At 65.1% G+C, this 26897-nt stretch carries 24 protein-coding genes, 1 tRNA gene and 1 pseudogene; 17 read left to right on the forward strand and 9 right to left on the reverse strand.

Features of this window, described 5'->3' with window-relative positions:
- Window positions 1-105: 105 nt before the first annotated feature.
- The 5 genes from ettA (at window position 106) to GT370_RS09410 (ending at window position 4657) form a co-directional block, all read left to right on the forward strand.
- On the forward strand, window positions 106-1785 hold the full coding sequence (gene ettA, locus GT370_RS09390) for an energy-dependent translational throttle protein EttA (RefSeq protein ID WP_008492032.1): 1680 nt from the start codon (window positions 106-108) through the stop codon (window positions 1783-1785).
- Window positions 1786-2076: 291 nt separating this feature from the next.
- Window positions 2077-2601 carry a GNAT family N-acetyltransferase gene (locus GT370_RS09395; RefSeq protein WP_026440350.1) on the forward strand — a complete coding sequence of 175 codons (525 nt, stop codon included), beginning with the start codon at window positions 2077-2079 and terminating at the stop codon, window positions 2599-2601.
- Window positions 2602-2664: 63 nt separating this feature from the next.
- Complete coding sequence (locus GT370_RS09400) at window positions 2665-2895, forward strand: hypothetical protein (protein ID WP_008492030.1); 231 nt, start codon at window positions 2665-2667, stop codon at window positions 2893-2895.
- A 50-nt stretch (window positions 2896-2945) separates the two neighbouring features.
- A complete protein-coding gene (locus tag GT370_RS09405; RefSeq protein WP_008492029.1) occupies window positions 2946-4148 on the forward strand; it encodes a pyridoxal phosphate-dependent aminotransferase in 1203 nt (400 codons plus the stop codon).
- Between the two features lie 77 nt (window positions 4149-4225).
- The gene (locus GT370_RS09410) at window positions 4226-4657 is read left to right on the forward strand and encodes an organic hydroperoxide resistance protein (protein ID WP_008492028.1); all 432 of its coding nucleotides are present in this window, start codon (window positions 4226-4228) and stop codon (window positions 4655-4657) included.
- 75 nt (window positions 4658-4732) lie between these two features.
- On the opposite strand, the gene GT370_RS09415 is transcribed toward GT370_RS09410, so the two are convergent.
- Window positions 4733-4808 (reverse strand) — tRNA-Ala (locus GT370_RS09415).
- Window positions 4809-4967: 159 nt separating this feature from the next.
- Here GT370_RS09415 and gltX point away from each other — a divergent pair.
- The 5 genes from gltX to GT370_RS09440 are packed head-to-tail and all read left to right on the forward strand — an operon-like array spanning window position 4968 to window position 10561.
- Entirely contained in the window at window positions 4968-6317 is a 1350-nt protein-coding gene (gene gltX / locus GT370_RS09420; protein ID WP_008492027.1) for a glutamate--tRNA ligase, read from the forward strand.
- Window positions 6318-6345: 28 nt separating this feature from the next.
- Entirely contained in the window at window positions 6346-7011 is a 666-nt protein-coding gene (locus GT370_RS09425; protein WP_008492025.1) for a tetratricopeptide repeat protein, read from the forward strand.
- 8 nt (window positions 7012-7019) lie between these two features.
- Window positions 7020-8327 (forward strand): outer membrane protein assembly factor BamB family protein, encoded by a 1308-nt coding sequence (locus tag GT370_RS09430; RefSeq protein WP_008492024.1) that lies wholly within the window; start codon window positions 7020-7022, stop codon window positions 8325-8327.
- Window positions 8320-9666 (forward strand): ribosome biogenesis GTPase Der, encoded by a 1347-nt coding sequence (der, locus tag GT370_RS09435; RefSeq protein WP_008492023.1) that lies wholly within the window; start codon window positions 8320-8322, stop codon window positions 9664-9666. Before GT370_RS09430 ends, der begins: the two co-directional genes overlap by 8 nt.
- A gap of 7 nt (window positions 9667-9673) precedes the next feature.
- Entirely contained in the window at window positions 9674-10561 is an 888-nt protein-coding gene (locus tag GT370_RS09440) for a glycosyltransferase family 2 protein (protein ID WP_270184274.1), read from the forward strand.
- Between the two features lie 267 nt (window positions 10562-10828).
- Here the strand turns inward: GT370_RS09440 and GT370_RS09445 are convergent, their stop codons facing one another.
- The gene (locus GT370_RS09445) at window positions 10829-12628 is read right to left on the reverse strand and encodes an ABC-F family ATP-binding cassette domain-containing protein (protein WP_008492021.1); all 1800 of its coding nucleotides are present in this window, start codon (window positions 12626-12628) and stop codon (window positions 10829-10831) included.
- Between the two features lie 42 nt (window positions 12629-12670).
- Complete coding sequence (locus tag GT370_RS09450) at window positions 12671-13051, reverse strand: hypothetical protein (protein ID WP_144052592.1); 381 nt, start codon at window positions 13049-13051, stop codon at window positions 12671-12673.
- A 591-nt stretch (window positions 13052-13642) separates the two neighbouring features.
- Between GT370_RS09450 and GT370_RS09455 the strand changes: the two genes are divergently transcribed.
- The 6 genes from GT370_RS09455 (at window position 13643) to GT370_RS09480 (ending at window position 20767) form a co-directional block, all read left to right on the forward strand.
- On the forward strand, window positions 13643-13978 hold the full coding sequence (locus GT370_RS09455) for an ABC transporter ATP-binding protein (protein WP_270184275.1): 336 nt from the start codon (window positions 13643-13645) through the stop codon (window positions 13976-13978).
- Entirely contained in the window at window positions 13975-15999 is a 2025-nt protein-coding gene (locus tag GT370_RS09460) for an extracellular solute-binding protein (RefSeq protein ID WP_270184276.1), read from the forward strand. The genes GT370_RS09455 and GT370_RS09460 overlap by 4 nt, the downstream gene beginning before the upstream one ends.
- 12 nt (window positions 16000-16011) lie before the next feature.
- Entirely contained in the window at window positions 16012-16872 is an 861-nt protein-coding gene (locus tag GT370_RS09465; RefSeq protein ID WP_008492016.1) for an ABC transporter permease, read from the forward strand.
- Entirely contained in the window at window positions 16869-17696 is an 828-nt protein-coding gene (locus tag GT370_RS09470; protein WP_205619710.1) for an ABC transporter permease, read from the forward strand. Before GT370_RS09465 ends, GT370_RS09470 begins: the two co-directional genes overlap by 4 nt.
- 495 nt (window positions 17697-18191) lie before the next feature.
- Window positions 18192-19820: a sigma-54-dependent Fis family transcriptional regulator gene (locus GT370_RS09475; RefSeq protein WP_270184277.1), complete on the forward strand. Its 1629-nt coding sequence runs from the start codon at window positions 18192-18194 to the stop codon at window positions 19818-19820.
- Between the two features lie 245 nt (window positions 19821-20065).
- Window positions 20066-20767, forward strand: coding sequence for a CBS domain-containing protein (locus tag GT370_RS09480; RefSeq protein ID WP_008492012.1), 702 nt, complete (start codon window positions 20066-20068; stop codon window positions 20765-20767).
- Between the two features lie 235 nt (window positions 20768-21002).
- Here GT370_RS09480 and GT370_RS09485 read toward each other — a convergent pair whose 3' ends face one another.
- From GT370_RS09485 to GT370_RS09510, 6 genes and pseudogenes are all read right to left on the reverse strand, one after another.
- The gene (locus GT370_RS09485) at window positions 21003-21806 is read right to left on the reverse strand and encodes a hypothetical protein (protein WP_270184278.1); all 804 of its coding nucleotides are present in this window, start codon (window positions 21804-21806) and stop codon (window positions 21003-21005) included.
- On the reverse strand, window positions 21715-22803 hold the full coding sequence (locus GT370_RS09490; RefSeq protein ID WP_270184279.1) for a radical SAM protein: 1089 nt from the start codon (window positions 22801-22803) through the stop codon (window positions 21715-21717). The genes GT370_RS09485 and GT370_RS09490 overlap by 92 nt, the downstream gene beginning before the upstream one ends.
- 45 nt (window positions 22804-22848) lie before the next feature.
- Window positions 22849-23763 (reverse strand): cysteine synthase A, encoded by a 915-nt coding sequence (gene cysK / locus GT370_RS09495; RefSeq protein WP_008492009.1) that lies wholly within the window; start codon window positions 23761-23763, stop codon window positions 22849-22851.
- 95 nt (window positions 23764-23858) lie between these two features.
- Window positions 23859-24104, reverse strand: a complete 246-nt coding sequence (locus GT370_RS09500) for a DUF934 domain-containing protein (RefSeq protein WP_333490068.1) — start codon at window positions 24102-24104, stop codon at window positions 23859-23861.
- Window positions 23993-24289: a hypothetical protein gene (locus GT370_RS09505; RefSeq protein ID WP_270184280.1), complete on the reverse strand. Its 297-nt coding sequence runs from the start codon at window positions 24287-24289 to the stop codon at window positions 23993-23995. The genes GT370_RS09500 and GT370_RS09505 overlap by 112 nt, the downstream gene beginning before the upstream one ends.
- Window positions 24276-26269: pseudogene (locus GT370_RS09510) on the reverse strand (DUF2849 domain-containing protein). The gene GT370_RS09505 and the pseudogene GT370_RS09510 overlap by 14 nt, the downstream one beginning before the upstream one ends.
- A gap of 290 nt (window positions 26270-26559) precedes the next feature.
- Here GT370_RS09510 and GT370_RS09515 point away from each other — a divergent pair.
- On the forward strand, window positions 26560-26718 hold the full coding sequence (locus GT370_RS09515; RefSeq protein WP_270184281.1) for a hypothetical protein: 159 nt from the start codon (window positions 26560-26562) through the stop codon (window positions 26716-26718).
- The last annotated feature ends 179 nt before the right edge of the window (window positions 26719-26897 follow it).

A 26897-nucleotide genomic window follows, 5' to 3' on the forward strand; every position in this document is an offset into this window, starting at 1 on the left:
CATTTCAAATCTATCGCAGGGGGAGAGAGGCGCCAAGCCAGGGGCAGGTTGAAGCCGCCCCGGCTGCAACTATACCCTGGGCAACCGCGTTTAGTAGGATCGCCGATGGCCGCTTATCAATATGTGTATGTGATGAAGGATCTCACCAAGGCCTATCCGGGCGGGCGTGAGGTGTTCAAGGGCATCACCCTCTCCTTCCTCCCTGGCGTGAAGATCGGCGTGCTCGGCGTCAACGGCGCCGGTAAATCGACCCTGCTGAAGATCATGGCCGGCATTGAGACCGAATATGGCGGCGAGGCCTGGGCGGCCGAGGGCGTGAAAGTGGGCTATCTGGCCCAGGAGCCGCAGCTCGATGCGACCAAGACCGTCGGCGAGAACGTCGCCGAGGCGTTCCAGGAGGTCCGCGCGGCGCTGAAGCGCTTCAACGAGATCTCCGAAGCCTTCATGGAGCCGATGGACGACGACAAGATGAACGACCTGCTGGCCGAACAGGCCCGCTTGCAGGAAATCATCGACACCAAGGATGGCTGGGATCTGGACCGGCAGATCGAGATCGCGCTCGACGCGCTGCGCTGCCCGCCCTCCGACTCCCCGGTGGACAAGCTCTCCGGCGGTGAGAAGCGCCGCGTGGCACTGTGCCGCCTGCTGCTGGAAAAGCCGGACATTTTGCTGCTCGATGAGCCAACCAACCATCTGGACGCGGAATCGGTGGCCTGGCTGGAGCGGACGCTGGAGAATTATACCGGCACGGTCATTCTCATCACCCATGATCGCTACTTCCTGGATAACGTCACCAACTGGATCCTGGAAATCGAGCGTGGCCGCGGCTACCCGTATGAAGGCAACTACTCCTCCTGGCTGGAACAGAAGCAGAAGCGCCTGGCCCAGGAAGAGAAGGAAGAATCCTCCCGCCAGCGTGCGCTGGCCGAGGAGCGGGAATGGATCAACGCCTCCGCCAAGGCCCGCCAGACCAAGTCCCGCGCGCGTATCCAGCGCTATGAGGAAATGCTGGCCAAGTCCCAGGAGCTGGCCGGCGGCGTCGCGGAAATCGTCATCCCGCCCGGCCCGCGCCTGGGCGGCACCGTCATCGAGGCGCAGGATCTCTGCAAGGGCTTCGGCGACCGCGAGCTGATCAACGGGCTGAATTTCAAGCTGCCGCCGGGCGGCATCGTCGGCGTCATCGGCCCGAACGGAGCGGGCAAATCCACCCTGTTCAAGATGATCACCGGCGCCGAACAGCCGGATTCCGGGGCGCTGAAGATCGGCGAGACGGTGAAGCTCGGCTATGTCGACCAGTCCCGCGACAGCCTGGATGACAACAAGAATGTCTGGGAGGAAATCTCCGGCGGCACCGATGTCATCTATCTCGGCAAGCGCACCATCGCCTCGCGCGCTTATGTCGGCGCCTTCAACTTCAAGGGCGCGGACCAGCAGAAGAAGGTCGGCATCCTCTCCGGCGGTGAGCGCAACCGCGTGCATCTGGCCAAGATGCTGAAATCCGAAGCCAATGTCATCCTGCTCGATGAGCCGACCAACGATCTCGACGTCGATACGCTGCGCGCCCTCGAAGAGGCGCTGATGGAATTCGCCGGCTGCGCCGTGGTCATCTCCCATGATCGCTGGTTCCTCGATCGCCTCGCCACCCATATCCTGGCCTTCGAGGGCGACAGCCATGTCGAATGGTTCGAAGGCAACTTCCAGGCCTACGAAGAAGACAAGCGCCGCCGCCTTGGCCAGGACGCCGCCGAGCCGCACCGTATCAAATACCGGCCGCTGACGCGGTAATTCCGGCTCCGTGCTGGGACGCAGGCCTGCCAAAGGGGGACGCTGTCCCCTTCGATCCCCTGCAAAGGGCCGAGAGGCCCTTTGCTCCCATTCTATTCGGGTCTTGGGAGGGAGGGCGCGCGCCTTTGCCTCTCACCCCCCTTGCCTGCGCGCGCCCTCCCTCCCAAGACCCGGGTGGGTTCCAAGGACCTTCCGGCCCTTGGCGGGGGGCGTCACGCCGCAGGCGTGCCTTCGGCACGACGGGGGCAGCGCCCCCCTTGGTATGCCCGCGTACGATCAAGGTGCACCGGCATGACCGTGACATCGGCCTGGTGTGTTGAGACGGCGCGGTTGCGGATGGCGCCGGTGGGGTATTGGGATTTGCCGGATTTGATCCGGCTGAAGGGGGATCCGCGGGCTTATGCGCTGATGCTGGGCGGGGTGCGCTCGCGGTTGCAGGTGGCGGCGGAGTTGGCGCAGGATATTCAGGATTGGGGCCGGCATGGGTATGGCATGTGGGCGGTACGGGCGCGGCGCGGCAAGTTCGTGGGCATCACGGCGCTGATGCATCGGCCGGACGGGCGCGGCGTGGCGTTGCGCTTTGCGTTCTATCCGGAGGCGCGCGGGATTGGGCTGGCGCGGGAGGCGGCGGCGGCGGCGTTGGTCTATGCGCATGATCTCGCCAGGCTGCCGGTGGTGATCGCGGTGGCGCGGGAGGATAATCATGGCTCGCGGCAGGTGTTGAATTCCATCGGCATGTCACGAAGCGGCGAATTTCAGCGGGATGGACATTTAATGATTATATACCAATCAGTTAATCAATCTGAGCCGGGGTGAATTCGGCGTAACGCCGCGCATTTCCCCTTGCCCGCGCGGCGGGTTTTGAAGCTAAAACGGGGCGTGACACGGCAAGAGCATAAATCGATCCTGGAGTTTCTGGAGGAGACGCTCAACCGCTCTGTGGAGCCGTTGGATGTCGAAGCCGATGCGATCATCCGGGCCTATTTCAAGCGCCATCCGGACGCCGCCTATCATATCACCAAGCTGGCCATGAACTTGTCGGCGCCGCTGCCGGTGGATGAGCCGAAGCGGCGCGGCTGGTTCTCTGCGCTGCGCGCCCGGCACGGTTGAAACGCCGGCGGCTTGCCCGCCACGCCGCGCCGCCGCATAGATTTCGATTCATGACCGAATATGCCGCACGAATTGGCCGCACCGCGCTGGCCGCCACCTTTGCCATGGCCGCCCGGGCCCGTGCCTTGCGGGCGGAGGGCAAGGATGTGATCTCGCTCTCGCTTGGCGAGCCGGATTTTCCCACCCCCGCCCCTGTGGTCGAGGCCGCCCATGCGGCGGCGCTGCGGGGCGAGACCAAATATCCGCCGCTGGGCGGGATCGAGCCGTTGCGCGCGGCGATCGCGGAAAAATTCACCCGTGAGCATGGGCTGCCGGTGCGCGCGCAGGATGTGCTGGTCACCAATGGCGGCAAGCAGGGGATTTTCAACATTGTGATGGCGTTGATCGGCGCCGGAGATGAGGTGATCATTCCGGCTCCGGCCTGGGCGGGCTATGAGCAGACGGTAAAATTCGCCGGCGGCGTGCCGGTATTCGTGCCCTGTCCGCAGGCGCAGGGCTTTGTGTTGCAGCCCGAGGCGCTGGCCCGGGCGATTACCGGGCGCACCAAGCTGCTGCTGCTGAATTATCCCAGCAACCCGTCCGGGGCGACGATTTCGCGCGAGGGGCTGGCGGCTTTGGCCGAGGTGCTGCGGCATTATCCGCATGTCTGGGTGCTCTCGGACGATATTTATGAGCATCTGCTGTTTGGCGGCGCGCAGCACCACACGTTGCTGGGGGTGGCGCCGGATTTGCAGGACCGGGTGGTGACCTTGTCCGGCGTCTCCAAGACCTATGCGATGACCGGCTGGCGGATCGGCTGGTGCATCGGCCCGGCGGAGATGATCAGGGCGGCGACCGTGGTGCAGGCGACGGCGACCTCGGGCGTATCCTCCGTCGGCCAGGCGGCGGCGCTGGCGGCGCTGACCGGGCCGCAGGAATTTCTGGCCGAGCGCGTGGCCTCTTACGAGGAACGGCGCGATGCGGTGGTCGCGGCGCTCAACCAGATCCCTGGCCTCTCCTGCCATCGGCCGGAGGGGGCGTTTTATGTGTTTCCGAGCATTGCCGGGTGCCTGGGCAAGACCACGCCGGCGGGCCGGGTGATCGGCTCGGACGATGATTTCGCCATGGCTTTGCTGGAAGAGGCGCAGGTCGCGGTGGTGCAGGGCTCGGCCTTCGCGCTCAGCCCGCATATCCGCATTTCCACCGCCACCGCCCTGCCCCGGCTGCTGGAGGCCTGCCAGCGCATTTCGGGCTTCTGCAACGCGCTGCGGTAACGCGCGGCGCCAACACTGGCCTTGCGCCACGGCGCGGCGACGCCACATGCAGGGAACCTAAAAAAGAGGAGACCTGCATGAGCGTTAAGGAAGTTCTCTATAAGGCCCATGGCCACGCCACCGGCGGACGCGCCGGCAAGGGCGCCACCGATGATAACAAGGTGAATGTCACGCTGAGCGTGCCGAAGGGGCTGGGCGGGGATGATGGGCCGGGCACGAATCCGGAACAGCTTTTCTCCGTGGGCTATTCCGCCTGCTTCCTGGGGGCGCTGAAGGTCGTCGCCGGCAAGGAGAAGGTGAAGCTGCCGGAGGATACCAAGGTTTCCGCTGAAATCGGCATCGGCCCGCGTGAGGATGGCGAGGGGTTTGGGATCACCGCGGCGCTGACCATTTCCGCCAATGGGGTGGATAAGGCGCAGCTGGAGGATCTGGTGCAGAAGGCGCATATCGTCTGCCCCTATTCCAACGCCATTCATAAAAGCGTGGATGTGAAGCTCAGCGTCGCCTGAGGCTGAATCGGCGTCGCGGAGCACGGCTTCGCGGCGCCAAAAACCCGTGTAGTTTAAATAGATGCAAAGGGGGAATGGTGGAGCTAAGCGGAATCGAACCGCTGACCTTCTGCATGCCATGCAGACGCTCTACCAATTGAGCTATAGCCCCATACCGTTTCCGGGAGAAGATCGCCCGTACCGTTTGGTGGAGCGGCGTATAAACCGGACCGGCGGAGGCTGGCAAGTGGGCGGGAGAAGAAAATTTTCACGCCTTGAGACCGCGCCGGTTTGCCTTCCCCTGAGGCCGAAAACGGGCTAACCCCGGCTGATGGTCAAAGTTCGCTTCGCCCCCAGCCCCACCGGCTATCTGCATGTCGGCAATGCCCGCGCCGCCTTGGTGAATTTCATGTTTGCCCGGCGCGAGGGCGGGCAATTTCTGTTGCGCCTCGATGATACCGATACCGAGCGCGGCCGGCCGGAATATGAGCAGGGCATTTATGAGGATCTGCGCTGGCTCGGCATTGAATGGGACGCGTTCGCCAAACAGTCCGAGCGGAGCGCGCGCTATGAGGAGGTCGCGGAAGCGTTGAAGGCCTCCGGGCGGCTTTATCCCTGCTTCGAGAATGAGGATGAGCTGGCGGCCAAGCGCGCCGCATTGATCAAGCGCAAGCTGCCGCCGGTTTATGACCGCCACGCGCTGAGCATGACGCCCGCCCAGCGCGCCGCCGCCGAGGCCAATGGCAAGCGGCCTTACTGGCGCTTCAAGCTCTCCGATGAGGCGGTGTCATGGAATGACCTGGTACTGGGGGCGCGCAATATCAAATTGCCGACCGTGTCCGACCCGGTGCTGATCCGCGCCGATGGCTCGCCGCTTTATACCTTCACCTCGGTGGTGGACGATTCGGATATGGGCATCACCCATATTATTCGCGGCGAGGATCACGTCTCCAACACCGCCGTGCAGATCGATCTGTTCCGCGCCATCGCCCGCAAACCGGTGCCGCGCTTCGCGCATCTGCCGCTGATCTCGGGCGGGGATGGGGAGAAGCTCTCCAAGCGCATCGGCTCGATCTCGCTGCGGTCGCTGCGCAAGGATGGCATCGAGCCAGGGGCGATCACCGCCTATCTGGCGCGGCTGGGGACCAGCAAGGATGCGGTGGCGCTGCCGCTGACCGAGCTGACCGCGCAATTCTCGCTGAATGATTTCTCCCGTTCGCCGCCGCGTTTCGATGCCGGGCAGATGCTCGGGCTGAACCGCAAGCTGTTGCATCATCTGCCCTTCGAGGCGGTGCGGGAGCGGCTGCCCGAGGGCGCCGGGCCGGAATTCTGGGAGGCGATCAAGGGCAATCTGGATCTGCTGCGCGAGGCGCGGCGCTGGTGGGCGGTGGTCGCGGGGGAGATCGTCACGCCGGAACTGCCGGATGAGGCGGTGGCGGTGATTGCGAAGGCGGCCGAGACCTTACCGGATGAGCTGAATGCCGCGACGTGGAAAGGCTGGACCGCGGCGATTGCCGCCGCCACCGGTGCCAAGGGCAAGGCGCTGTACCAGCCGCTGCGCCTGGCCTTGACCGGCGAGGAGCACGGGCCGGAGATGGCGCCGCTGCTGGCGCTGATGGGCCGGGAGCGCGCGGCCAGGCGGCTTGGCGCCTGCGTTGCCGCGAACGTCCGCCCCGGCTAAGACAAACCGGCAAAGGGGAAAGAGCCGCGTGGTCGATATTTTTGATGAAGTCTCGGAAGATCTGCGCCAGGAGCGCGCTCTGCGCCTGGCCAAGCGCTATGGCGGGCTGCTGATCCTCGCCGCCCTGCTGGTTCTGGGTGGCATCGCCGGGCAGGAATTCTGGCAAAATCATCAGAAACACCAGGCTGAGCTGGCGGCGAGCAAATATCTCGCGCTGACCGCCCAGGTCGATCAGCCTGACGGGCAGCTGACGCAGGACCAGGCGACGAAAACCGCGCAGGCGCTGGTCGCCTTCGCCGATACCGCGCCGGAGACCTACAAAACCCTGGCCCGGCTGCGCGCCGCCGGGCTCTATGCGAACATGAATGACGACAAGGATGCCGCACCGCTCTGGACGCGGGTGGGCGCGGATGAAGCCGCCCCGACGCTGCTGCGCGATGCCGCCAACCTGCTCTGGGCGCAGCATGAGATCGGCACCGCCAGCGACAGCGACATTCTGGCGCGCATCCAGCCGATGGTGCAGGCGCAGAACCCCTATCACGGGCTGGCGCGCGAGGTGCAGGCGCTGGTTTATCTGCACCAGGGGAACATGGCGATGGCCAAATCCCTGTTTGCCCAGGTTCAGGCCGATCCCGCTGCGCCGGAAGGTGCCCGCAACCGCGCCCAAGCCATGCTTGCCAAGTTGAACGGATGAGACAGCCCATGATTCGTCGCCGCACCGCCTCTGTCGGCCTGCTTGCCATGCTCGCCGCCTGCTCCTCGCCCAAGAAAACCCCGATTCTGGGTGTGCAGATCCCGGTTCTGCCGGATCAGTCCGGCATGGATGTGGCGGCCGACGCCCCCGCCGTGACGCTCCCCGCCCCGAGCGCGCTGAATGCCTGGCCGCAGCCTTTCGCCAATGCCAGCCACGCGCCGGGCAATGTCGCCGGGCCGGTGAATTTCGCCCAGCGCTGGCAGGTTGGAATCGGCGCGCCCGGCGGCTATCGCCAGCCGCTGATGGCCAGCCCCCTGGTTTCCGGTTCCAGCGTTTTCGTGATGGATGCGGATGCGCATGTGCGCGCCCTCTCGCTCACCGACGGGGCGACGATCTGGCACGTGGATACCCGCCCGAAGCACGTGACCACGCTGAATATCGGCGGTGGCATCGCGTATGATTCGGGGCGGATCTATGCCAGCACCGGCTATGGCGAGGCGCTGGCGCTGGATGCGGAATCGGGCAAGATCTTGTGGCGTCAGAAGCTTGAATTCGCGGCGCGTTCGGCGCCGCTGGTGGCGGCCGGGCTGGTGGCCATCGTCACCCAGAACGACCAGCTGCTGACCTTCGAGGCCAAGTCCGGCACGCCGAGCTGGCGCTTCTCCGGTGTCGTCGGCACGCCGCCGCAGGCGGCGGCGGGTGTCACCGGCGCCCCGGCCTTCGCGGATGGCAATATCGTCGCGGGGTTTTCGACCGGGCTGCTGGCGGCGGTGGATGCCAGCTCCGGCACGCCGGTCTGGGAGCAGAGCCTCGCCGCCGGCTTCGGCCAGGCCAGCACGCTGGATATGTCCGACATCGTGGCGACCCCGGTGATCGCGGGCGGCGTGGTTTATGCGCTGAACATGGATGGCAGCTTCATGGCGGTGGATCTGCATTCCGGCGCCAAGGTGTGGACGCATCAGGCCTCCGGCAACCAGACCCCGGCGGCCTCCGGCGGGTTCATCTTCCTGCTCGATGCCAGCGAGACGCTGTTCGCCGTGCATGCCGATGACGGGCTGGTGAGCTGGGCGACCCAGCTGCAGCCCTTCAAGAACATGAAGAAGAAGAAAAACCCGATCAACTGGGCGGGCCCGGCGCTGATCAACGGCATGCTGGTCTGCGTCAATGATCATGGCGAGGCCGCCATCGTGGACGCCGCCAGCGGCAAGCAGATGCAGAGCGTGAAGCTGGCCGGCCCGGCGGACCTTGCCCCCATCGCGGTGGGCGGGATGATGCTGCAGCTGACCCGCGATGGGCGTTTGACCGCCTATGGTTGAGCTGCCGCGAATCGTCATTGCCGGGCGGCCGAATGTCGGCAAATCGACCTTGTTCAACCGTCTCGTCGGCAGCCGTCTGGCGCTGGTGGCCGACACGCCGGGCGTGACCCGCGACCGCAAGGAAGCGGTATGCGAGATGGATGGCCGCAAGGTGGTGATGGTGGATACGGCCGGGCTGGAGGAAGCGCCGCCGGACACGTTGCCGGGGCGCATGCGCGCCTCCACCTCCACGGCGGTGGATCAGGCCGATCTGGTGCTGTTCGTGTTCGACGCCAAGGCCGGGCTGCTCCCGGAGGACCGGCATTTCGGCACCTGGCTGCGCCGCAAGGACCGGCCGGTGCTGGTGATCGCCAACAAGGCCGAGGGCAAGGGCGGTGCCGCCAATGCCATGGAGGCTTATGAGCTGGGCTTTGGCGAGCCGGTGGCGGTTTCGGCCGAGCATAATGAGGGCATTTACGACCTGATGAGCGAGATCGCCGCGCGCCTGCCCGAGCCGCAGGCGCTGGGCGAGGATGGCGAGGAACTGCCGCTGCATCTGGCCATTGTCGGGCGCCCGAATGCCGGCAAATCGACGCTGCTGAATTACCTGCTCGGCGAGGAGCGGATGATCACCGGGCCGGAACCCGGTCTGACCCGCGATGCGGTTTCCGCCGATTTCGAGGGGCCGGATGGCAAGCTCTACCGGGTGGTGGACACTGCCGGTTTGCGCAAGCGCGCCAAGGTGGATGAGGGTTTGGAGAAAATGTCCACCTCCTCCTCGATCGAGGCGCTGAAGCGGGCCGAGATGGCGGTGCTGGCGATCGACGCCGTGCAGGGCGTGCAGGAGCAGGATCTGCAGATCGCCCGGCTGATCGAACGCGAAGGCCGGGCCTGCGTGATCGCGCTGACCAAATGGGATGCGGTGGAGGACCGGCCGGATGCGAAGAAGGCGGCTTTGGACCGGATCTCGATCTCGCTGAGCCAGATGAAGGGCATCACCGTGGTGCCGCTCTCGGCGGAGACCGGCGAGGGGGTGAAGAAGCTCTTCCCCGCCATCCGCGACACCTACGAGAAATGGAATACCCGTTTCCCGACCAGCCAGCTCAATCGCTGGTTCGAATCCGCGCTGGAGCGGTTTCCGCCGCCGCTGGTGGATGGGCGCCGGCTCAAGCTGCGCTATATCACCCAGATCAAGGCGCGGCCGCCGACCTTCGCGCTGTTCGGCACCCGCGCCGAGCAGGTGCCGGAGACCTATCAGCGCTATCTGGTGAACAGCCTGCGCGAGGTGTTCGAGATGCCGGGGGTGCCGATCCGCATCTATCTGCGCGGCACCAAGAACCCGTTCGAAGGCAAGGACTGAGCGCAACATGGCGCAGGGCGGGATGGATGGCGCCTTCACCGCGCTTGCCCGCCGCCTGCGCTCGCCTGAATGGACGGACGATCTGTTCGGCCCGCCCCGGATTGTCGGGCCGGAATTCGACGACCTGGCCCTGCAGACCGGGCCCGCGGATTGGAGCCCGGCGCAGGCCGCCTTGTTCGAGCGGCTGCAGAGGATCAAGCCCCGGCACAAGCTCGCCGCCGTGGTCTCCGCCTGCAATGACGCGCTGATTCTGCCGGAATGGATCACGCATCATCTGGCCATCGGCGTCGAGAAGATCTTCGTCTACACCAACGACAACCAGGACAAGACCGAAGAATTGCTGCGCTGGTTCGCGCAACATGCCCCGGTGACGCTGCTGCCGACGCGGCTGGGCCGGCCGGTGGATGTGCAGATCAAGAATTTCCATCACGCCCTCTTCATGCTGCCGGAATTGCGGCTTTATGAGTGGGTGGCGTTCCTCGACAGCGACGAATTCCTGCTCCCCGCCGCGCGCTTCGAGCATTCGCTGCCAAAGATGCTGGATGCAGCCCCCGCCGATGCGGCCGCCCTGCTCTTTCCCTGGCATTGGCGGCTATGGCGCTTCGAGCTGACGCGGCCAGAGGGGCTGCTGGCGACGCATTACCCGCACGCCACCCCGCATTATCTGGCCAAATCCGTCACCAGGCTGGATCAGGTCGCTTCCTTCCACCAGAAGCATTTCCCGGAATTCGCCACCCCGAAGCGGCTTTATGACACGGCGTTTCGCCCGATCGAGCGGGGCACGAACTGGCATCTCGATATGAAAACCGGCGAGGGCGGCTGGACGGAGCATTTCTGGGGCGCTCTTTCGCCGAATTCGTCGTCAAGAAGCGGCGGGGGGAGGCTCTGGGGCTGACGGAGTCGCATTTTCTGCGCGATTTCGAGACCTATTTCAGCTGGACCTCGCCGCCGACCGCCGAAAATTACCACCCCTGGCCGCCGGCGCTGCTGGAGACGCTCCAGAGCCGGCTGGCGGGGTTTGGCAAGGACCCGTATTTCGCGGCGCTGCGCGCGCAGATCCAGACTTCGTTCGCGGCCCAAGGCGCGGCGCTGCGCCAGGATGCGGCACTTTACGGGCTGTTCGAGGACATGAGCCGGCGCTTTGCGCCGGCCGGCTGAGGGCTCAGCCCTCCTTCAGCATCTCCAGCTCCAGCCAGCGCTCCTCGGCTGCCTGCAACCTGGTGTGCAGCGCCGCCAGGGACGCGCTGGCGGCGGCGAATTTTTTCGGGTCTTTCGTGTAAAGATCCGGCAAGGCGAGGGTTTCATTGAGCTTGCCGAGCTGCAGCTGCATCTTCGCCATCTCGTCATTGAGCTGCTTCAGCTCGTGCTGCTCCTTGAAGGACATTTTCGCCTTCGCGGGCGGGGAAGCGGGGGCGGCTTGTTTGGGCGCGGCTTTCTTGTCGATTTTCCCGGCCTTGGCCGCCGCGGTGACGCCTTCCCCGCGCTGGGCCAGCATATCCGCATAGCCGCCGGCATATTCCAGCCAGCGCCCCTGCCCTTCGGACATCAGCACCGAGGTGCAGACGCGGTCGAGAAAATCACGGTCATGCGAGACGACGATGACGGTGCCGGGATACTCGCCGAGCATCTCCTGCAGCAGATCCAGCGTTTCCAGGTCGAGATCGTTGGTCGGCTCGTCCAGCACCAAGAGATTAGAGGGCTTGGTCAGCGCCAGCGCCAGCAACAGCCGCCCGCGCTCGCCGCCCGAGAGCGTGCCGACCGGCGTGCGCGCCTGTTCGGGCTTGAACAGGAAATCCTTCATATAGCCGATCACATGCCGGGCCTGGCCGCCGACCACCACCTGGTCGCTATTGCCACCGGTCAGCGTATCGGCCAGCGAGGCGTTGGGGTTCAGCGTGGCGCGCTGCTGGTCGAGGGTCACCACCTCCAGCGCCGTGCCCAGCTTCACCGCCCCGTCATCGGGCGCCAGCTGCCCGAGAATGAGCTTCAGCAGGGTCGATTTACCGGCCCCGTTCGGCCCGACAATGCCGAGCCGGTCGCCGCGCAGGACGCGGAAGGTGAGATCGCGCACGATCTGGCGCGCGCCGAAGCTCTTGGAGATGGCGTCGGCATCGACGACGATCTTGCCCGAGGTCGCGGCATCCAGGCTCGCCAGCTTCGCGGTGCCGAGCTTATGGGTGAAATTGCGCCGCTCCGCGCGCAGGCTGTGCAGCCCGGCGAGGCGTTTGACATTGCGTTTGCGCCGCGCGGTGACGCCGTAGCGCAGCCAGTCTTCCTCACGGGCGATCTTGCGGCCGAGCTTGTGGAATTCCTGCTCCTCCTGCTCCAGCACCTCGTCGCGCCATGCCTCGAAATGGGCGAAGCTGCGGTCCAGCCGCCGGGTCTGGCCGCGATCCAGCCAGACCATCGAGCGCGAGAGATTTTCCAGGAAGCGCCGGTCATGCGAGATCAGCACCAGCCCGCTGGAGAGGGATTTCAGCTCGCCTTCCAGCCATTCAATGGCCGGCAGATCGAGATGGTTGGTCGGCTCGTCGAGCAGCAGCAGATCCGGCGCGGGGGCCAGGGTGCGGGCCAGGGCGGCGCGGCGCGCCTCACCGCCGGAGAGGCGTGAGGGGGCCTCATCGCCGCTGAGCCCGAGTTCGCCCAGCAGATAGCGGACGCGATATTCATCGTCATTCGGGCCCAGCCCGGCCAGGACATAATCCATGACGGTCTGATACGCCGAGAGGTCCGGCTCCTGCGGGAGGTAGCGCATGGTCGTCCCCGGCTGGAGAAAGCGCGTGCCGGAATCGAGCGCCACCTCGCCGGAGGCGATTTTCAGCAAGGTGGATTTGCCGGAGCCGTTGCGCCCGACCAGGCAGATGCGCTCCCCGGCGCCAACGGACAGGCCCGCCCCCTGCAGAAGCGGCACGGAGCCGAGGGTGATGGAGATATCGGTGAGCAGAAGCAAGGGAGGCGCCATGCGCGCTGTTTGGCGCATGCGCTGCCCAGGTTCAAGCCGGGCTCAGGGCGAGAGCGGTTTCGCCGGGCCGGCGGAGGTGTAGCCGGCCGAGCGCGGCAGCGGTGGAATCGGCGCCAAGGCGGGCGCGGTTTGGGTCGGAGGGCAGGTTACAGAGCTGGGCTGCGGCGGCTGGGTGTCCGCTTGGGCCGGGGCTGGCGGAAGAGCGCCGCTGGCATCCGCCGGCTGATCCGGCTGGGCGGCCGCGGATGCTGGCTGGGGTTGCGGGTGTTTTCGTTCATAGCGCCGGCCCGCCTCGAACCCTTCATCATAGGCGGCCTGCTTGACATGCGCCAGCTCGGCCGGGGTCATCGTGATGGTGTCCATCGCCGGGGAAGGCTGCGCCTGCCGCTCCGGCTTCGCCGCGCAGCCGGACAACATTCCCACGAGACCAACGCCGAGCACCAGGTACCGTAAGCTGAAAGCGGGCATCATCATTACAAGCTGAATAGCCCAGAGCCATCTTGCCGTCACCTGATGACCCCATTCATTCCGCCTGCGCAGCGCGCGCCAGGATGCGCGCTGGTCTGGCGCCTGTGCTCCACGGTCAAATGCGCGCCGACCGAAGCTGACTAGAGTGAGATGCCTCGCTTGGCCCGCGCCTTGCTTAACAATCTGGAGGAGCTGTTATGACGAGGCTGGGCTTGAAGCGCTTGAATGTGATCCGGGTGGCAGGGCTAATAAACGCCTTCAAGGCGCGGCATTGATTGTAAAAGGCGAGAAATTGTGAAACCATTCAATGCAATAGCCAAAAATCCAGCGAAAGGGTTGCCGGTTTGAAGCGTAATCGACGAGGCCGCTTTATAATTCTGGCCGACAGCCTTGCCGCTGACGGCGGAATTTTCGGCTGGGCACCGCCCGCCGCAATGTCCCGGGATTTAAAAAAGCGCCTGTTTTTTCAGCGCTCCGGCATCTCCCAGCCGCTTAATCCATCAGGCGATGTGTCGCCCATCCCCGCCCCCTCGCCGGAGCCTCCGCATGATCCCCGCGCCATCGACCCGCCATGATGTCAGGCTGGAAAATGTCATCAAGCAATTTGGCGGCTGGACGGCTGTCGACAATATCTCCCTGAGCATCGAAGGGGGGGAGTTTTTCTCGCTTCTGGGGCCGTCGGGATGCGGCAAATCGACGACCTTGTCGATGATCGGCGGCTTTGAGTCGCCGAGCGCCGGGGCGATCTATCTCGATGGCGAGGATGTCAGCCGCCAGCCCTCTTATAAGCGCGACGTGAACACCGTGTTCCAGTCCTATGCGCTGTTTCCGCATCTGACGATTTTCGAGAATGTCGCTTTCGGGCTGCGCCGCAAGGGGTGAAGAGCGACGAGGTGACCCGGCGCACCAATGATATGCTGGAGCTGGTCGATCTCGCCGGCTTCGCCAAGCGCAAGCCCGGCCAGCTCTCCGGCGGCCAGGCGCAACGCGTCGCCCTGGCCCGCGCGCTGGTCAACAAACCCAAATTATTGTTGCTGGACGAGCCGCTCGGCGCGCTGGATCTGAAGCTGCGCAAACAGATGCAGATCGAGCTCAAACGCATCCAGAGCGAGGTGGGCATCACCTTCCTGTTCGTCACCCATGACCAGGAAGAGGCGATGGCGATGTCCGACCGGCTGGCGGTGATGTCCAAGGGGCGGATCGAACAAATCGGCACGCCGGCCGATGTCTATGACCATCCCGCGACGGAATTCGTCGCCTCCTTCCTCGGCGCCTCCAACCTGCTGCCCGGCACCATCACCGCCCAGAACGGGGCGCAGGCGCAGGTGACGCTGGAGGATGGCGCGATCATCACCGTGCCGCGCGCGGTGCTGGCGCAGATCGCCGGGGACAAGGTGAAAATCGGCGTCAGGCCGGAGAAATTCCATGTTCTGCAGCCCGGCGAGCCACGCCCCGACGGGTGGAACGAGATCGAGGCGATTGCCGGCGTTTCGGTCTATCTCGGGGTCAGCCGGCAATATGAAATGGAGAGCAAGACCGGGCGGGCGCTGAGCGTCTATGCCCAGAATTCCGGCCGCCAGGAGGATATTCCCCCGGCAGCGCCGTCCGCCTCACCTGGAATCCGGCCCACACATTCGCGGTCACCGGCACTTAAATCCAATCTGAAGGAGAGTAGCATGAGCCAAGACGATCAAAGCGGCGATAAATCGATGCAGGCCTTCTATCGCGGCATGACGCAGCCGCGGCTGAGCCGGCAGAATTTCATGCGCGGCGCCGGGGCGGCGATGATGGCGGCCCTGGCCCCGCAGTTCGCCCGCGCCGAGACGGTGAAGGACTGGAAGGCCTGGTGGGCCAGCCAGAAGCCGACCAAGGAGTTCGTCTTCGCCAACTGGCCGCTCTATATCGACACCTCGACCGACGGCAAGGACCGCCCCTCGATCGACGCGTTCGAGAAGCAGACCGGGATCAATGTCACCTATAAAGAGGTGATCCAGGAGGATGCGCCGTTCTACGCGCAGATCGCCCCGGTGCTGAAATCCGGCCAGCCGAGCGGCTACGACATGATCGTGATGACCGATGGCTGGTATCTCACCGAGCTGCTGATGCAGAAATTCCTGGTGCCGATCTGGCGTGAGAAAGTGCCGAATTTCGACAAATACGCCGCCCCCAGCGTGAAGAACCCGCCTTACGATCCCGGCAACAAGCATACGATGGTGTGGCAGTCCGGCCTGACCGGCATCGCCTATAACCCGAAAATGACCAAGCGCGAGATCACCAGCTATGAGGATCTCTGGGACCCGGCCTTCGCCGGCCATGTCGGCATGTTCTCCGACGTGCAGGAGCTGGGCTGTGCCGGCCTGCTGAAGCTGGGCATAAACCCGACCACCTCGACCCCGGCGGAATGGGAAAAGGCGGCGGCGACGCTGAAGGAGCAGAAGGCCAAGGGGCTGGTGCGCCAATATTACGACCAGAGCTACATCAACGCGCTGGAGAATGGTGATATCTGGATCACCATGGCCTGGTCCGGCGACATCTATCAGGCCAATTCCAAGGGCTATAAGGATCTGAAATTCGTCGTGCCGAAGCAGGGCGCGGTGATCTGGCACGATAATATGTGCATCCCGGTCGGCGCCAAGAACCCGCTCTCGGCGCTGGAATGGATGAATTATTACTACACGCCGGAAGTGGCCGGCATGGTCGAGGATTATGTGAATTATATCTGCCCGGTGCCGGCGGCGAAGGATTACATCCTCAACGTCATCAAGGACCCGGCGGTGGCGAATTCGCCGCTGGTCTTCCCGCCGCAATCCGAGCTGGCGCGCGTGCATGAATATTACGCGTTCAAGAATTATGCCGACTACATGAAGTGGAACAACATCTTCAACCCGATCGTCCAGAGCTGAACGGAGAGACCCATGCGGCAGGCGCGCGGATTTTTGGCACCTTATCTCCTCAGCCTGCCGAGCTGGGTCTATCTGCTGGCGTTTTTTCTGATCCCGCTCGCCTCGATGTTGGGCATGGCGCTGGCCGTCGGCGATCCGATTTCCGGCTACACCATGTCCGACAATTACCAGGAGGTGATCGGCGCGTTCACTGGCTATGAGAGCTCCTTCGTCAGGTCGTTCTGGTACGGTACGGCCTCGACCGTGATCACGCTGGCGATCTCCTATCCGGTGGCCTACTGGATCGCCTTCTATGCCGGGCGGCATAAGAGCACCTACCTGTTCATCATCATGCTGCCCTTCTTCGTCTCCTTCGTGATCCGCGTGCTGGCCTGGGAATTCATCCTGTCCGACCAGGGCTTCCTGCTCGGGCCGTTGAAGGCGCTCGGCGTTCTGCCGGAGAGCTTTCGCATTCTCTCGACCAAATGGGCGGTGATCGGCGGGCTGGTCTATAACAGCTTCGCCTATTACGTGCTGCCGCTTTATGTCGTGCTGGAAAAGATCGACCGGCGGCTGGTGCGCGCCGCCAATGATCTCTACGCCGCCCCCGCGACCGCCTTCATCAAGATCATCCTGCCGCTCTCGGCGCCGGGCATCTTCGCCGGGTTCCTGCTGGTCTTCGTCACCAATGTCGGCGATTATGTGAATGCGGCACTGCTCGGTGGTCCGGGCACCTACATGGTCGGCAACGTGATCCAGGACGCCTTCTTCCAGAGCCAGGATTATCCGCTGGCCGCCTCGCTCTCCTCGATCCTGATGCTGATGCTGATGATCGCCATTCTGCTCTATTCGAAAGCCTTCGGCACCGACGCGATCCAGGAGTATGCGGCGTGAGCACGATAACAGCCCGGATGCCCTCCGCCCACAAACCCAGCCGCCTCGGCGAGCGCATCCTCGCCTGCTTCACCTGGGCGATGATCATCTACACCATGCTGCCGATCGTGGTGATGGTGGTGTTCAGCTTCAATTTCGCGCCGGGCGGGCGCATCGCGCTCAACTGGCAGCATTTCACCCTGGCCAATTACGGCGATGCCTTCGCCATTCAGGATCTGACCGGGGCGCTGCTGCACTCGCTGGAAGTGGCGATCGGCAGCGCGCTGATCTCGGCGATCCTCGGCACGCCGCTGGCGCTGGCGCTGGCGCGGCATAAATTCTGGGGCAAGACGGCGACGGATATCGTCATTTTCGCCGACATCGCCGCACCGGCGGTGGTGGTCGGCGCCTCGCTGCTGTCGCTGTTCCTGGCGCTCAACCTGCCGCGCGGCTTGTTGACGATTCTCATCGCGCATGTCGCCTTCAACCTGGCCTTCGCGGTGGTGGTGATCCGCGCCCGAGTCTCCGGGCTGGACCGCGCGCTGGACCGCGCCGCCGCGGATCTGGGGGCAACGCCCTGGGTGGCGTTCTGGACGGTGACCTTTCCGCTGATCCTGCCCGGGATCGTCGGCGCCTGCATGCTCTGCTTCATGCTCTCCATCGACGATCTGATCATCACCACCTTCGTCGCCGGGCAGACCCTCACCTTCCCGCTCTGGGTCTATGGCGCGGTGAAGGTCGGCATTCCGCCGCAGGTCTTTGTCCTGTCCACCTTCATCTTCGCGGGCGGGGTGGTGCTGGCGGTCATCAACTCCGCCATCGCGCATCGCAAATCGGCGGCGTAGATCGTCTTCGCCGTAGGGTTTTCCGGATCGTTTGGACACATAAACTGCCGTAAAATGCGCCACCTGGCCGTTCCGGGCTGGCGCATTTTTCACTTGCAAACCTATCTGCCCGCTCTTACCACACATCATGGAGAGAAGGGCTGAAGCTCGAAAGGTGCATAAGTACCTAAATATAATAAGATTAGACGGGATAGGAATGCGACCCCATCATGCAACCTTTTCGCCTCGCGTCGACTGAGAAGCCATCCTCCCCCAACGCCTCCGGATTGGGGGTTGACCCGGGAGATATTAGCCGCTCCTGGCAGCGTTGCCGAACCGCCGGGCTGACCCCGGAGCAGAACCGGACCGATTTTCCGCATCTCTCATCCTCGGAACGGCGGATCGCCTCCGAACGCCATGCCGCGCTGATCACCCAGGCGCGGCCGGTGATGGATTATTTTTTCAGCCAGATCAAAGATTCCGGCTGTATCATGCTGCTCTCCGACGAAACCGGCTATGTGCTCGAATCCGCTGGGATCTCGATTTCTGCACCCGCGCCTCGAAGGTGGCGCTCACCCAGGGGCGTGCTGGGCGGAGGATGCGCGCGGTACCAACGCCATCGGCACCGCGCTGATCGAAGGCAAGCCGATCGTCGTCAACGGCACTGAGCATTATCTGCGCCATAACAGCTTCCTGGCCTGTGCCGCCGCGCCGCTGACCGAGCCGGGTGGCCATCTGCTCGGGGTGATCGATATTTCCTGCGATTCCCGGCGCTATCATCCGCATACGTTCGGGCTGGTCCGGGCGGCGGCGCAGATGATCGAAAACCGGATTTTCGAAATCTCCTTCATCAACCATACCAAGCTGCGCTTCCATTATTCCTCCGAATGCCTCGGCAGCATGATGGAAGGGGCGATCGCCATCGACGAGGAAGGGGTGATTCTCGGCGCCAACCGCTCCGGCTTCGCGCTGCTGGGATTGCGCCCGGAGGATATCGGCACCCAGGAATTCAGCCGCTATCTCGGCCTGACCCTGCGCGACCTCATTCAGCTGGACCGGCGCACCCATGGCGGGCCACTGATGGTGCATCCGCGCCGGGGCGAGACGCTGTTTCTCGCCGTCGATCAGATGCGCGCCCCGCTGATCCGCCGGCCCGCCGCGACGCAGCAGCCGGAAGTGCCGAAGACCGACGCGCTGGATGCGCTGGATACCGGCGATGCGCGGGTGACCAAGGCGATCAGCCAGTTGCGGCGGGTGCTGGGGCGCAAGGTGCCGGTGCTGCTGCAAGGTGAGACCGGGGCCGGCAAGGATTATTTCGCCCGCGCCATCCATGAGGCGGGACCGCGCGCCAGCGGCCCCTTCGTGGCGGTGAACTGCGCGGCATTGCCGGAAACCTTGATCGAGGCCGAGCTGTTTGGCCATGCGCCGGGCGCCTTCACGGGCGCGCGCAAGGATGGCGCGCCGGGGCGCATCCGCGAGGCGCATGGCGGCACGCTGTTCCTGGATGAAATCGGCGACATGCCGCTTTCCATGCAGACGCGGCTGTTGCGGGTGCTGGAAGAGGGCGTCGTCACCCCGATCGGCGGCAAGCCGGTGGCGGTGGATTTCCTGCTGGTCAGCGCCACCCATGCGGATTTCTCGACCCGGATCGCCGAGAAGAGCTTCCGCGAGGATCTCTATTACCGGCTCAACGGGTTGGCGATTTCGCTGCCGCCCTTGCGCGAGCGGACGGATCTGCCGGCCTTGATCGCGCGGATCCTGGAGCGGGAATCGCAGGGTCGGCGCGGCGGTGCCCCCGCCCTGGCGCCGGAACTGGCCGCGGCCTTCGCGCGTTATCGCTGGCCGGGCAATCTGCGCCAGCTTGCCGGCATGCTGCGCACCGCCTGCCTGATGCTCGACGAAGATGAGACCGAGATGACGCTGAATCATCTGAGCGAGGAGGCGATGCTGGAGCTGACCAGCCAGCAGCCCAGCACACCGAGCCTGGGGGCGGAGCCGCAGAACGGCACGCTGCGCGCCCAGTCCGATGCGGTGATTGCCGGTGCCGTGGCTGAGGCGGGCGGCAATATCGCCGCGGCCGCGCGGGCTCTGGGGATCAGCCGCAATACGCTCTACCGCCGCCTGGCGGCGATGCGCCCGCACTGAATTTAGAGCGAGATGGGTTTACACCCACTCGCTCTACTTATGTTTTGGCGAGCAATTTCATGCGTTGAGGGTGACGCTGCCGCGTCAACCGCAACGCATATTGCTCTAACCGCCGGGCGGCGCCAGTGTGCGCCCGGCCTCCGGCTTCCGGCAATGCTGTCTGCGGCTGGGCTGGTTTGACACGAATCAAGGGCTGAAACGCCGCCAGGAGGATATCCTGGCGGCGTTTTACATGAGAGGCCCCAATGATCGTCGCGGATGTCATGACCAGGGATGTTGTCGCCATCGATCCCCAAACCAGCCTTGCCACCGCCGCCGGGTGGATGGTGAGCCATCAAATCAGCGGGCTGCCTGTGCTGGACCAGGCCGGGCGGCTGGTGGGCATACTGAGCGAGGGCGATTTGCTGCACCGGCCCGAGCTTGGCACCTGCGGCAAGCAGGCTGGCTGGATGCGCGGCATCATGCGCGCGGAGATTCTGGCGGCGGATTATGCGCATACTCATGGCCGGCAGGTGGGCGATGTGATGACGCGCAACCCGAGTTTCGTGCGCCCGGACCTGCCGCTGGCCAAGGCCGCCGATCTGATGCGGCAGAAACAGGTGAAACGCCTGCCGGTGCTGCAGGGCGAGACGCTGGTCGGAATGCTGTGCCGGTTCGATATTCTGCGCGCCCTGGCGCCGTTGCTGGATGAAGCGCCGCAAGAGGCGGCGGATGAGCAGATCCGCGCCGCGATCGCGCAGGCAATGGCGGCGGAGCCCTGGGCGCCGCGGCAGGGTATTTCCTTTGAGGTCCGCAACGGCGCGGTGCGCTTCGCCGGCCATGTCGGCTCGCCGCAGGAAGCCCGGGCGCTGTGCATTCTGGCGGCCAATATCGCCGGGGTGGTCAGTGTCGAGGATCAGCTGGTGGTGTCGCGGAGCGTGATGAATTTCGCTGCGGAGCCAGAATAAAATCAGGGCTTGATCTGGATCAAGGACGTTACGCGCGCAACCGCGCATAAGATCTTTATCCCAAAGCGGATACACTCCCCAAACTTGGCCCTGTCATGAAGCTCATGGCAGGGTCTTTTCTTCCCGATCATCGGCAGCGGGCTCATTGGGGATGGTTCAGCTGGGGAAGCCAGGCCTCAGCGCGGCACCACCAGGCTGCGCATGGCGGCGATATGCGCCTCTTCCTCTTCCAAAATCAGCCGCAGCAAGGCGGCGCTGCCTTTGTCGCGCGGGCCAGGAAGCGGATCGCGGCGCGGTAGAGTTTCACCATGTCCCGCTTGGCCAGAAGGCTGCTGACGACGACCGGCAAGGTATCGCCGGCCTCGCGGGCGATCAGCTCGCCGGCGGGCGGCGGGCTGCTGCCGAGTGCCTCCAGCCGCTGGGCCAGCTGCGCGGCGTGCCGGCGCTCCATCGCCTCGCGCCGGGAGAGGGTTTCGCGCAGAATCTCGGAGGGGATCTGTTCCGGGCGGGCCAGCAGCAGCTCATAGCGCCGCGCCGCCAGCAGCTCGACCTGATGCAGCAGTTTCAGCAAGGCGAGGCCGGTATCGGCGGGGATCGGGCGGATGCGGATCAACCGCCCCGCCTCCTCGCGCAAGGCGGCGATCTGTGCGGCGAATGAGAGAGGCGGCGGCTCAGACGGCACGGGCGTGGCGGGCTGCGGCTGGCTGGCATCGCGGGTCAGGTAACGGTCGAACAAGGCGGCGATATTACGCACGAACAGCCGGCCCGGTTCCGTCACCCGCAAGGACCGGCCATTCCATTCGACCAGCCCATCGGCGGCGAAGCCAGATAGAGGCTGCGAATCCGCCAGCAGCGGCGCCGGGTCCGCCCCGAACGAAGCCGCGACGGCCGGCAGATCCACCGCCAGATCGCACATGATGCGTTCGATCACGGCGCGGCGCAGCCGGTCATCGGGCTGCAGAGCGAAGCCGCGTACGATCGGCAGGCGGCCGTTGAAGACGGCTTCCTCGTAAGCGGGAATGCGCGGCTGGGTCTGCACATAGCCCCAGGTAGCGCACCAATGGCGCTGGCGCCAAGCCCGAGCAGGACCGGCGCGGCATCGACCATATATCCCTGGAAGCCGCGTTGCAGCGCGCCGGCCCGCAAGGCCTTGGCCATCTCGTCCTCGGGCCGGGCGTAATGATCGAGGCCGATGGGCAGCAGCCCACCCTCCTGTTCGAGCACGTGCCGGATCGCGGTTTCCTGGTGCAAGCGCGCGACCGCGTCAGGCAAGGCGGCCTCGGGATCAGCGCCTGGTGCTTCTTCATCCAGGGCACATGCGCATAGCCGAACACCGCGACGCGGTCCGGCGAGAGCGCCAGCGCCAGGCGGGCGGTGCGCGCCACCGAGGCTTCGGTTTGCAGCGGCAGGCCGTAGATCAGATCGAGATTGAGCGAGGTGACGCCGAGGGCGCGCAGCCCTTGTGCGGCGTCCTGCGTTTGCGCGAAGCTTTGCGGCCGGCCGATCGCGGCCTGCACCGCCTCGTCGAAATCCTGCACCCCGAGGCTGGCGCGGTTGATCCCCATCCGGCCCAGCGTGGCGAGCTTGTCCGGTGACAGAGCCACAGGGTCGATCTCGATGGCGATTTCCGCGTCCGCGGCGACATCGAAGCGCGTGCGCAGCAGCGCCATCAGGCTGGTCAGGCAGTCATCCGGCAGCGCGGTCGGCGTACCGCCGCCCCAATGGATCTGGCTGACCCGCGCGCGCCGGCCCAGGATGTCGGCCAGCAGGCCGATCTCGCGCGCCAGCGCCTCCGCATAGATGCGTTTCGGGCGTTCATGCCGGGCGACGCTGGTATGGCAGCCGCAATAGAGGCAGAGCCGGTCGCAGAAGGGTACGTGCAGATAGAGCGAGAGCGGTGAGGCTTCCGGCAATGCTGCGAGCCAGCGCTGATAATGCGCCGCGCCGATTTCAGCGGAGAAATGCGGGGCGGTGGGGTAGCTGGTATAGCGCGGCACGCGGCCATCATAGCGGGCGATCAGATCGGCATGGGTCATGGCCGGAGCCATGACATGCTGACCTGCCGCCCGCCTTGAGGAAGGTCAATCCGGCAGGAAATCCGGGACGGAGAGATAGCGCTCGCCGGTATCGTAATTGAAGCCGAGAATGCGCGCGCCTTCCGGCAGCTCGGGAAGCTTTTGGGCGATGGCCGCCAGCGTGGCGCCGGAGGAGATGCCGACCAGCAGCCCCTCCTTGGTCGCGGACTGGCGGGCGAAGTCCTTGGCGTCATCGCCCTGGACGGTGATGACGCCATCGATGGCGCCGGCATGGAAATTCTCCGGCACGAAACCGGCGCCGATGCCCTGGATCGGGTGCGGGGCGGGCGCGCCGCCGGAGAGCACCGGCGAGGCCGCTGGCTCCACGGCGAAGACCTTCAACTGCGGCCAATGCTGTTTCAGCGTCTCGGCGACGCCGGTGATATGCCCGCCCGTGCCGACCCCGGTGATGATCACATCCAGCCCCTCCGGGAAATCAGCCAGGATTTCCTGGGCGGTGGTGCGGGTGTGCGCCTCGATATTCGCCGGATTTTCGAATTGCTGGGGGATGAAGGCCTCGGGATGCTCGGCCTTCAGCTCCAAGGCGCGGGCGATGGCGCCTTTCATGCCCTTTTCCTTGGGCGTGAGATCGAAGCTGGCGCCGTAGGCGCGCATCAGCCGGCGGCGCTCCAGCGACATGCTCTCCGGCATCACCAGGATCAGCCGGTAGCCCTTCACCGCCGCGACCAGGGCGAGCCCGACGCCGGTATTGCCGGAGGTCGGCTCGATGATCAGCCCGCCCGGCTTGAGCAGCCCGTCACGCTCGGCGGCTTCGATCATCGCCAGGGCGATGCGGTCCTTGATCGACCCGCCCGGATTGCCGCGCTCGGATTTCACCCAGACCTGCGCGGCGGGAAACAGGCGCGAGAGGCGGATATGCGGGGTTTTGCCAATGGTCTCCAGGACGGATTGAACAGGCATCTGGCGGTCTCCGGGTTATGGCCAGCAGCGCCCTGCATGGCCTTGGGTTTTGCCGAAATTGGCGATCAAGCCGCCAACATGCAAGGGCGCAGGGGTCAGACCGGCTCCAGCGCGCGGCCCAGGGTCCGGCGCAGCAATTGCCCGGGCTGGTGCGGCGCCGCCAGCGCCGCCGCGAACTGCGCCGGGCCATGGGTTGCCGGCGTCTCGAAGCTGGTGAAGCCGCAGGCGATCAGGAAGCCGAACTGTTCCGGCAGGAAATGCCCGGTGGCGCGGATATCGCCGGCATAGCCGTAATGCTGGCGCAGTGACCGGGCGATGGTGAAGCCGCGCCCGTCCGGAATTTCGGGAAGGTGATGGCGACCACGGCCAAAGCCGGCAGATGCGGCGCCAGCAGCGCCAAATCCGCATCCGGCGACAGGATGACGCCCGACGGGCCGGACAAGGAGGCGGGGAGGTCCGCGGCGGGATAGAGGGTCAGGCCCTGCGGGTCGGCGATTTCAGCCGCCTTGCGGTCAATGAGTGGCATAGATGGCGTCCTTGAAAGGCGCGGCGCCCAGGCGCCGGTAGGTGTCGATAAAGCGTTCGCCAGGCGCGCGGACGGCGAGATAGGCATCCATCAGCGCCGCGATGGCGTCGGGCACATGCGCGGTGGGCACGGCGGGGCCGATGATCTTGCCGATGGCCGCCTTTTCGTCGGCGGCACCGCCGAGGGTGATCTGATAGACCTCCTCGCCATTCTTATCGACGCCGAGCAGCCCGATATGGCCGACATGGTGATGGCCGCAGGCATTGATGCAGCCAGAGATATTCACATGCAGCGTGCCGATTTCATGCTGGCGGGGCGCCAGACGCTCGGCGATGCGCTGGGCGACGGGGATGGAGCGGGCTGTCGCCAGCGCGCAGTAATCCATGCCCGGGCAGGCGATGATATCGGTGACCAGGCCGATATTATCCTCGGCCAGCCCAGCCGCGACAAGATCCTTGAACAGAGCCGGCACATCATCCTTGGCGACATGCGGCAGCACCAGGTTCTGCACATGCGAGACGCGGATTTCGCCCAGCGAATATTTATCCGCGAGATCGGCGACGATATCCATCTCATCCGCGCTGGCATCGCCGGCAATGCCGCCGACCGGCTTCAGCGAGATCACCGCCGAGACATAGCCGGGGCCTTGTGCGGGTGGGTGTTCTGCTTCACCCAGCGTGCCAAGGCGCGGTCATCCAGCATCGCCGCCTTCAGCACGCCGCCATCCTGGCGGGGCAGGTCGGGTGCCGGGAAGCGCGCCGCCACCGCCTGCACCAGCTCGTCGGTGAGCAGGCAGTAATCGGCCGGCAGGGCGGCGTATTCGTCCTCGACCATCTTGATGAAGGCTTCCGGCTTCATCTCGCGGATCAGGATCTTGATGCGCGCCTTGTAAATATTGTCGCGCCGGCCAAGGGCGTTGTAGACGCGCAGGATCGCCTCGCAATAGCGCAGCAATTCCGGCACCGGCAGATCCTCGCGCAGCTTCACCGCGACATAAGGGGTGCGGCCCAGCCCGCCGCCGGCGAAAATGCGGAACACCGGCGCGCCCTGGGCGTTACGGTAAGCCTCGATGCCGATATCATGCACCCGCACCGCCGCGCGGTCATGCCCGGCGCCGACGATGGCGATTTTGAATTTGCGCGGCAGGTAGGTGAATTCCGGATGGTCGGTGGACCATTGGCGGATGATTTCCGCATAGAGGCGCGGATCGACGATTTCATCGGCGGCGGCGCCGGCGAATTCGTCGGTGGTGGTGTTGCGGATGCAGTTGCCGCTGGTCTGGATGCCGTGAATATTGGCCTCGGCCAGCGCCGCCAGGGCGGCGGGCACATCCTCCAGCCGCAGCCAGTTGAACTGGATATTCTGGCGGGTGGTGAAATGGCCGTAGCCGCGATCATAATGCCGGGCCACGTAGGCGAGCTGGCGCAGCTGGGTGGCGCTGAGCACGCCGTAAGGGATGGCGATGCGCAGCATATAAGCGTGCAGCTGCAGATAGACGCCGTTCATCAGCCGCAGCGGCTTGAATTCCTCTTCCGAGAGCTCGCCCTTGCGGCGGCGCTCGACCATGGCGCCGAATTCGCGGGCGCGCTGGCGCAGGAAGTCGCGGTCATATTCGTCATAGCGATAGATCCCCGCGAAGGGCGAGGAGGAGTGCGCGGTGGGCAGCGGCGGCAAAGGCGCGGCCGGGTCACGCCAAACGCCAGCCGGCAGATCGGCGCGCACCGAGGGGCCGCGGGCGCGGATCTGTTCGCGGTGGGCGACGGGCATCAGCGTGCCATTTTCCCGCACCACTTCGACGGCGCGGATTTCCACCACTTGCAACTCGGCATCCGGCGGCATCGCCTGGGCCAGCGCCGCCTCGATCTCCGGCGCGGCATAGGCGCAGGCCTGCTCGACATGTTCCGCCCAGCCCTCAGCCCCCGCAAACCAAACGGAAACGCCATCCGCCAACCGGTTCCCCGTGATCACTTGCAACGCCATATCCGAACCCGCTTCTCATCCACAAATGCGCGCCAGAGCACCCGAACGCGACGGCGGCGCAACCCATCGCAAGAAAAATATTTCTAACACACCCAAGAATGAATGAAAAATCAGAGACGGATTTGCCATAGCAGGCCCATTGGCGGCGAAAGCCTCCTGCGGCAAGCCGGAAGGCTGAAACATCCTCCCGATTCGGCCGGAACCAGAAGCTGGCGGGCGGGCGCGGTTTACAGGCCCCTGCCAGGGTTCTAGCATCCCCCGTCACACGCCAATTGCACCGGGGCCTGCCAATGGGCATCGACGACCAGACACCAAACATCACCAGCGCGGCGCAGACCAACGCTTCAAATCTCGCGGCCATCGTCGCCGGGCTGCGGCATTCGCGGGAGGTGACGCACAAGATCCGTTATCGCGGCCATGTGCGTGAACTGCCCTCCGCGAGGCCTTGATGCGGATCCGCGACGGGCTGTTCGCGGCGCTGTTCCCGAGCCATTATGGCTGCCCGGACCTGACCGATGAGACCATCGATTATTTCGTCGGCCTGACCCTGACCCGGACCCTGGCGGCGCTGACCGAGCAGGTGCGGCGCGGGCTGCTGTTTCTGGCGCCGGAGAACAAGGCGCGGTTT

The sequence above is a fragment of the Acidocella sp. MX-AZ03 genome (assembly GCF_027626035.1).
Lineage (GTDB): Bacteria > Pseudomonadota > Alphaproteobacteria > Acetobacterales > Acetobacteraceae > Acidocella > Acidocella facilis.

What these genes read in the sequence shown, in the direction of transcription:
- ettA (WP_008492032.1), top strand. Translation starts at nt 106, where the DNA reads ATGGCCGCTTATCAATATGTGTATGTGATGAAGGATCTCACCAAGGCC.
- GT370_RS09395 (WP_026440350.1), top strand. Translation starts at nt 2,077, where the DNA reads ATGACCGTGACATCGGCCTGGTGTGTTGAGACGGCGCGGTTGCGGATG.
- GT370_RS09405 (WP_008492029.1), top strand. Translation starts at nt 2,946, where the DNA reads ATGACCGAATATGCCGCACGAATTGGCCGCACCGCGCTGGCCGCCACC.
- GT370_RS09410 (WP_008492028.1), top strand. Translation starts at nt 4,226, where the DNA reads ATGAGCGTTAAGGAAGTTCTCTATAAGGCCCATGGCCACGCCACCGGC.
- gltX (WP_008492027.1), top strand. Translation starts at nt 4,968, where the DNA reads ATGGTCAAAGTTCGCTTCGCCCCCAGCCCCACCGGCTATCTGCATGTC.
- GT370_RS09430 (WP_008492024.1), top strand. Translation starts at nt 7,020, where the DNA reads ATGATTCGTCGCCGCACCGCCTCTGTCGGCCTGCTTGCCATGCTCGCC.
- der (WP_008492023.1), top strand. Translation starts at nt 8,320, where the DNA reads ATGGTTGAGCTGCCGCGAATCGTCATTGCCGGGCGGCCGAATGTCGGC.
- GT370_RS09440 (WP_270184274.1), top strand. Translation starts at nt 9,674, where the DNA reads ATGGCGCAGGGCGGGATGGATGGCGCCTTCACCGCGCTTGCCCGCCGC.
- GT370_RS09445 (WP_008492021.1), bottom strand. Translation starts at nt 12,628, where the DNA reads ATGGCGCCTCCCTTGCTTCTGCTCACCGATATCTCCATCACCCTCGGC.
- GT370_RS09455 (WP_270184275.1), top strand. Translation starts at nt 13,643, where the DNA reads ATGATCCCCGCGCCATCGACCCGCCATGATGTCAGGCTGGAAAATGTC.
- GT370_RS09465 (WP_008492016.1), top strand. Translation starts at nt 16,012, where the DNA reads ATGCGGCAGGCGCGCGGATTTTTGGCACCTTATCTCCTCAGCCTGCCG.
- GT370_RS09475 (WP_270184277.1), top strand. Translation starts at nt 18,192, where the DNA reads ATGTGCTCGAATCCGCTGGGATCTCGATTTCTGCACCCGCGCCTCGAA.
- GT370_RS09480 (WP_008492012.1), top strand. Translation starts at nt 20,066, where the DNA reads ATGATCGTCGCGGATGTCATGACCAGGGATGTTGTCGCCATCGATCCC.
- GT370_RS09490 (WP_270184279.1), bottom strand. Translation starts at nt 22,803, where the DNA reads ATGACCCATGCCGATCTGATCGCCCGCTATGATGGCCGCGTGCCGCGC.
- cysK (WP_008492009.1), bottom strand. Translation starts at nt 23,763, where the DNA reads ATGCCTGTTCAATCCGTCCTGGAGACCATTGGCAAAACCCCGCATATC.
- GT370_RS09505 (WP_270184280.1), bottom strand. Translation starts at nt 24,289, where the DNA reads ATGCCACTCATTGACCGCAAGGCGGCTGAAATCGCCGACCCGCAGGGC.
- GT370_RS09515 (WP_270184281.1), top strand. Translation starts at nt 26,560, where the DNA reads ATGGGCATCGACGACCAGACACCAAACATCACCAGCGCGGCGCAGACC.